The organism is Pseudoxanthomonas sp. USHLN014, from assembly GCF_037153335.1.
In the GTDB taxonomy this organism is placed as follows: Bacteria; Pseudomonadota; Gammaproteobacteria; order Xanthomonadales; family Xanthomonadaceae; genus Pseudoxanthomonas_A; species Pseudoxanthomonas_A winnipegensis.
In genome coordinates this window covers 21,923-28,032 of record NZ_JBBCKO010000019.1, presented here as the reverse complement: position 1 = coordinate 28,032, position 6,110 = coordinate 21,923, and the positions used below count along the sequence as shown (strand labels likewise).

The 6,110-nt window shown below is 69.1% G+C and carries 5 protein-coding genes; 2 read left to right on the top strand and 3 right to left on the bottom strand.

Going from position 1 to position 6,110, the window contains the following annotated elements; genetic code table 11:
• Window positions 1–223: 223 nt before the first annotated feature.
• Together WFQ05_RS20370 and WFQ05_RS20365 are read right to left on the bottom strand one after the other, a co-directional pair.
• Entirely contained in the window at window positions 224–1,042 is an 819-nt protein-coding gene (locus tag WFQ05_RS20370) for a hypothetical protein (RefSeq protein ID WP_130517666.1), read from the bottom strand.
• A 152-nt stretch (window positions 1,043–1,194) separates the two neighbouring features.
• Window positions 1,195–2,094, bottom strand: coding sequence for an Hsp33 family molecular chaperone HslO (locus tag WFQ05_RS20365; protein WP_337055175.1), 900 nt, complete (start codon window positions 2,092–2,094; stop codon window positions 1,195–1,197).
• Window positions 2,095–2,258: 164 nt separating this feature from the next.
• On the opposite strand from WFQ05_RS20365, the gene mtgA reads away from it, so the two are divergent.
• Together mtgA and WFQ05_RS20355 are read left to right on the top strand one after the other, a co-directional pair.
• Window positions 2,259–2,990, top strand: a complete 732-nt coding sequence (mtgA, locus tag WFQ05_RS20360; RefSeq protein ID WP_337055176.1) for a monofunctional biosynthetic peptidoglycan transglycosylase — start codon at window positions 2,259–2,261, stop codon at window positions 2,988–2,990.
• Window positions 2,991–2,992: 2 nt separating this feature from the next.
• Entirely contained in the window at window positions 2,993–3,985 is a 993-nt protein-coding gene (locus WFQ05_RS20355; RefSeq protein WP_337055174.1) for a glycosyltransferase family 2 protein, read from the top strand.
• 100 nt (window positions 3,986–4,085) lie between these two features.
• On the opposite strand, the gene WFQ05_RS20350 is transcribed toward WFQ05_RS20355, so the two are convergent.
• The gene (locus tag WFQ05_RS20350) at window positions 4,086–6,050 is read right to left on the bottom strand and encodes an AsmA family protein (RefSeq protein WP_337055173.1); all 1,965 of its coding nucleotides are present in this window, start codon (window positions 6,048–6,050) and stop codon (window positions 4,086–4,088) included.
• Window positions 6,051–6,110 lie beyond the last annotated feature (60 nt).

The following is a 6,110-nucleotide window of genomic DNA, read 5'->3' as shown; positions in this document are numbered from 1 at the left end:
TCCGCCACGGGCCCGGGCTCCACCCCCCGGCCCCCCTCCCCGGGCCCCGCCGGGCGGGGGGTGTAGTAGGGCCCCCCCCGCTGCCACCCCCCGGCCTTGCGGGGGCGATCGACGTTCTGCTTCAAGCCTTGCACTGATCCCGCGCTGGCCCTGCTCAAGACAGCAAAATGGCGCCGAAGCGGCGCCATTTTCAGAGGCTGTCTTACGTGCTGGCTTTGCGCCCTTACAGATCCTGCTCGTAACGCACGTAAGGCACGGTGCCGTCGTCGCCGATGGGCGAGTTGGGAGCGAAGGGGTTCTTGCCGCTGGTGACGATGTTCTCGGCACCGACGGTGAGCTGGCCGCTCCACGGGGTACGCCAGGTCACGCCCACACCCAGGCCTTCCCACTTGCCTGGCTGACCGGGGGCGTCGACGACGCGGCCGATGATGCTGCCGCTGAAGGCGCCGTAGCCGCCGCCGAGGCTGAGGCTCCGGCTGGTCCACTGGTCGGGAATGCTGGTCAGCTCGGAGGCGGGCACCAGCTTGGCGTGCGCCACGGTGCCGCCGATGGTGACGAAACCTTCGCGGCCCAGGTTCTTCTGGCCGAACACGGCCAGGTCGTTCTGCTCGAAGCGGCCCGGCGACACGCCGTTGCCGGTCATCCAGGCGGGCAGGGTGTCGTGACCGCTGCCCAGGCTCAAGCCCACCTTGCCGCCGGGGCGGCTGAGGCTGGTGGTGGCGCTGAGGTGCTGGCCGTTGTTCTGGCCGTCGTCGTCCAGACGGGCGACATTGCAGTAGGTGATCAGGCTGCTGATGCTGCTGCCGATGCCATTGCGGTTGTTGCACAGCAGACCGAGCGATTCGCCGGCATCCAGACCGAAGGCGGCGCTGAGCGTGTTGCGGCCCATGCGCCAGCGGGCGCCGGCGGCGGCTTCGTCGGTCGGCTCCAGGATCAGGGCGCCTTCGACCTGGCCGTTGCTGTTCCACACCGGCAGCATCGTGGTCGAATTGGCGCGCGTCTGTGCGAGCGCACCCGTCCCCGCCGTGGACACGGCGAGCATCAGGGAAAGCAGCGTTCGAGAAGTACGCAGGCGCATGGTTCGGCTTGGACCAGCAGAGCGGGATGAAGTTCCCCTCCCGACATCCTCAAGCTAACTTATTTATGTTTATTTAACAAGCCAAGATGACGTGAAATCGTGCGCTGCCGCCCGGTTCACTGCAGCCGTTCCGAGCTGCTCGCCACCATCGGCGTGGGCTCGAACAGCGCGTCGATCTGCGCCGGCGTGAACTGATAGGTGCGCCCGCAGAATTCGCAGCGGACCTCGGCCTGCCCGGTCTCGGCGGCGGCCTCCGCCTCCTCGCGTCCCAGCGAGACCAGCATGCTCTCCACCCGCTCGCGCGAGCAGGAACAGCCGAAACGCACGGGCCGTTGGTCCAGCACCGACACCGATTCCTCATGGAACAGCCGGTGCAGCAGGGCGGTGGAGGCGGTCCCCAGCAGTTCCTCGCGGCCCAGGGTGTCGAACAGCAGGCCGGCGCGGTTCCAGCCGTCAGCGTCGCCTTCGTCGCCGGGCAGTTTCTGCAGCATCAGGCCGGCGACCTGTTCGCCGTCGGCGGCCAGCAGCAGGCGCGTCGGCAGCTGCTCGGAATTGCGGAAGTAGCCTTCGAACGCGGCGTCGAGCGTCGGCGTGCCCAGCTCGACCAGGCTCTGGTAGCGCTGCGGCTGGCGCGGGTCGAGGCCCGGGTTCTCGATGGTGATGGCGAGCAGGGCGTCCTGGCCCAGGGCGGTGAGATCGGCCGGCGCATCGCCGGCCTCGCCCAACTGGACGATGCCGCGCACCGTGCCCGCGGCGGTGCACTCGGCGAACAAGGTGCGCAGGCCGCGGCTGGCGCGCAGTTGCACGGACAGACGTCCCTCAATCTTGATGTGACCGGTGAACAGCGCGGCGGCGGCGATGGCCTTGCCGAGCAGGTCGCGGGCCTGCGGCGGATAGTCGGCCGGTTCGAGCAGTTCGGCCCAGGCGTGGCGCAGGCGCACGGCCACGCCGCGCACGCCGGCCTCCGGCAACAGGAAGCGGGTGCGCAGGTCGGTGGTGTCGGCGGATGCGGTCACAGGTGAATCCAGGAAGAAGTGGGAATGGCGACGCAGCCCGGCCGCCCTGGGTCCCCTTCAATGCGGTCGCGGCGGCCGTTTTCCAAGCGCCCGCCCACGCGTGGCCTGCGGGAAGAGGGGGGTGAACAGGTAACATCATCGCGCTTCATCGCCGCCAGCCGAGGATTTCCGCCATCGACGCCAAGCCTGCTGTCTCCCGCCGCCGTCGCTGGTTGCGCTGGCTGCTGGCGCTGCCGTTCCTGATCGCCGCCGCCTCGGCGCTGCAGGTGATGGTGCTGCGCTTCGTCGACCCGCCGTTCTCCGCGTTCATGGTGGCACGGCAGCTGGAGGCCTGGGGCGAGGGAGACTGGCGCTTCCACCCAGTTTACGAATGGCGCGACCTGGAGCGGATCGCGCCTGCGCTGCCGCTGTCGGTGGTCGCCGCCGAGGACCAGCGCTTCGCCGATCACGACGGCTTCGATCTGCAGGCCATCGAGAAGGCGCGCGCGCACAACGAGCGCGGCGGCCGCGTGCGCGGCGCCAGCACGATCAGCCAGCAGGTGGCCAAGAACCTGTTCCTGTGGTCCGGGCGCAGCTATGTGCGCAAGGGCATCGAGGCCTGGTACACGGTGCTGATCGAGCTGTTCTGGCCCAAGCGCCGGATCCTGGAGGTCTACGCCAACATCGCCGAGTTCGGCGACGGGGTGTACGGCGCGCAGGCGGCGGCGCGCAGCTTCTGGCGGACCGATGCCTCGCGGCTCAGCGCCCAGCAGGCAGCGCAGCTGGCGGCGGTGCTGCCGGCGCCGCGCAACTACGACGCCGCGCGGCCGGGGCCTTACGTGGCCCGCCGCGCCGGCTGGATCCAGCGTCAGGTCCGCCAGATCGGCGGCACCCACTATCTTGAATCCCTGGAGTGACCATGGCCTTCGACCTGCTGACCGTGGTGGTCGCCGCGCGCAACGAGCAGGAGGCCCTGCCGCGCCTGCACCCGCGCCTGCGCGCGGTGCTGGACCGGCTCGACGGGGTCACCGGACGCGTGCTCTACATCGACGATGGCAGTACCGATGCGACCTGGTCGGTGATGCAGCGCCTGGCCGAGCAGGACCCGCTGGTCGAACTGCTGCGCCTGTCGCGCAATTTCGGCAAGGAAGCCGCGCTGACCGCCGGCCTGGACCAGGTCGCCGAGGACAGCGCGGTCTTGATCCTCGACGCCGACGGCCAGGACCCGCCGGAGCTGATCCCGCAGTTCGTCGCCGCCTGGCGCGAGGGCCATGACAACGTGTTCGGCACGCGCGTGGAGCGCGACGGCGAGAGCTGGCTCAAGCGCCTGACCGCGCATGGCTTCTATCGCGTGATCGGACGCCTGTCCAAGACGCCGATTCCGGCCGATACCGGCGATTTCCGCCTGCTCTCGCCGCGCGCGCTGGGCGCGCTCAGGCAGCTGCGCGAGCGGCATCGCTTCATGAAGGGCCTGTTCGGCTGGGTGGGTTACTCGCAGCTGGCCGTGCCTTATCACCGCGAGGCGCGCATCGCCGGGCACAGCAAGTTCGGCGCTTGGAAGCTGTGGAACTTCGCCCTCGAGGGCATCACCAGTTTCTCGACCGCGCCGCTGCGGGTGGCGACCTATCTGGGGCTGTTGGTGGCGGCGATGGCGTTCGTCTTCGCCGTGGTCATCGTGGCCCGCGCGATGCTGCACGGCGACCCGGTGGCGGGCTGGCCGAGCCTGATGACGGTGGTGCTGTTCCTGGGCGGGACGCAGCTGATCGCGCTGGGGCTGATCGGGGAATACCTGGGCCGGCTGTACGAGGAATCCAAGCAGCGGCCGCTGTATCTGATCGATCAATGGCGTCCGGCGCGGCAGGGATTCACGCCGGCAGCGGAGGCGACGACTCGGCGTCAGTCGGTCGATTGAGGTTAGCGGGGTCTGTCGCGCAAGGGCAGGGATCGTTGGCGTTCCTGCAATAGCGCCTAAGTCCCCGTCATTCCCGCGTTCGCAGGAATGACGGGGCGGCTTACTTGGCGTACTGGCCGCCGCAGTTGGCGTCTTCGCCGCCGCCCAGATCCAGGGTCGCCAGCAGCGCGGCCGGGGGCGCGATGCTGCCCAGCGCCAAGGCCACCGCGCCGCGCAGGCCCAGCTTCTTGAGGTCGGGGCGGAACGAGGGATCCTTGAAGGTGCCGCCGATATCCAGCGGCGTGCGGAAGCTCAGAATGCTGCGGTCCTTCGGCCGCGGCCGCAGCACCAGGTCCAGCGATTCGTCCTTCAGGTTGATGGTGCCCTCGCCGAGCACGAGGGTGTCGGTGGTGTCGAAGGCCATCGCGCGGGTCTGCATCAGGCCGTCCTTGATGCCGAAATCTGCGAACGCGCAGCGGATCGGCACCTGCTTGTTGCGGTCGAACAGATAGCCCAGCGACTGGGTCACATCCAGGCCGGCCAGTTCGACCAGCAGCTGCGGCAGATGCCCCTTGCCCATGCCGACGCCCAGCTGGCCGTTGGCGTTGGCCGCCATCTCGGCGATCGAGTTGCCGGTGGTGTCGATATCGATTCCGCCGCCGATGCGTCCGATCGCGTCCTGGGTGAGTTTGACGCTCGGAAACAGCTGGCCCAGGTTGAGCGTGCGCACCGCGATCTGGGCGCGGGTGCGGATCACGGGCTGGCGCGCGTCCATGCGGATGTTGGAGCGGATGTCGCCGCCGGCCACGCCGAAGTTCAGCGGCTGCAGCTGCAGCAATCCGTCGTCGAGCAGCAGGTGCGCATCCATGTCGTCGATCGGCAGCTTGGGCGCGTTGATGCGGGTCGCCTTCAGGCGCACGTCCGCATCCATCGCGCGCAGCTTGGACAGGTTGTAGCGCTCCTGCGGCAGCACACGCGGGCTGGCGGCGAGCTTGGCGGCCTGCGCTTCCTGCTTGGCGCTGCGCGTCTCGGCCGGTCCGCCCTTGGAGGGCGCATTGATGAAGCCGGCCAGGTCGTCGAAATCCAGGCGCTTGGACACCAGATCGGCGTCCAGCTTCAGCCGCGGTCCGCCGACGGTGACTGCGGCCGAACCGCCCAGATCGCTGTCGCCGACCTTGCCGGCGAACTTGTCGTAATGCCAGACATTGCCGGCACGGGTCAGGGTGCCGTCGATCGCGTAGGGAGGCGTTTCCGGCAGGGCCACGCCGATCAGCGGATACAGGTCGGCCAGGTCCTGGCCGGACAGCGCCATGCGCAGGTCGAAGCCGCCCAGATGCAGCGGATCGATCAACGTGCCGCGTGCGTGTGCCTTGGTGGCACCGGCGGCGGCATTGAGATCGATGCGGTACGGGCGCTCGGTCTGGGTGAGGTCAAGCGGCGACTGGATCCGTCCTTTCAGCGTGAAGGCGTTGGCGCCCCAGCGGCCCGCGCCGGTGAGGTCGATCGGCGGCGCGCGGTACTGCGCGTCCGGCTTGCCGCTGCTGGCCTGCACGCGCAGGTCGGTCTTGTTGGGCGGGTCGAGATAGTGCAGGCGCAGCGCATCGACGATCACCGCGCCGAAGCGTACGTCCATGCCGCCGTCCTGCGAGGGCTCGTCGCGCTTGAAGTTCCAGTTGCCGCCGCCCTGCGCGGTGGTGCGATTCTGCAGCTCGACGACGGGCTGGGTGATGCGGATCGCGGGCAGCGAGACGTTGCGGTGGAACAGCAGTTGCGGCACGTCCAGGTCCAGCTCCAGGTGCTGGACGGTCGCCATTTCCGGGGCGGTCTTGAGCGCCCAGTCCGCATTGGCAAGGCGCAGGCCGTCGGCGCGGATGGTGCTGATCCGGCCCAGATCCACGTCCAGGTTGCCGTCGATGTGGAAGGCGCGCCCGGTCTTGGCCGACACCGCGCGCTCGACCGGCCCTTTGAACCAGTTCCAGTCCCAGAAGATGATCAGCAGCACGATCAGCACTGCGACGATTCCCAGTGCGGTCAGCACGGGATGGGCGCGAACGAAGGGGCGCGGCGTGGTATCTGCGGGCGTCATGGGCCCTACTATCGGCAAGCCAGGTGTTCACGTGCCGCGAAGAGCGCGCCGCCGATTGGT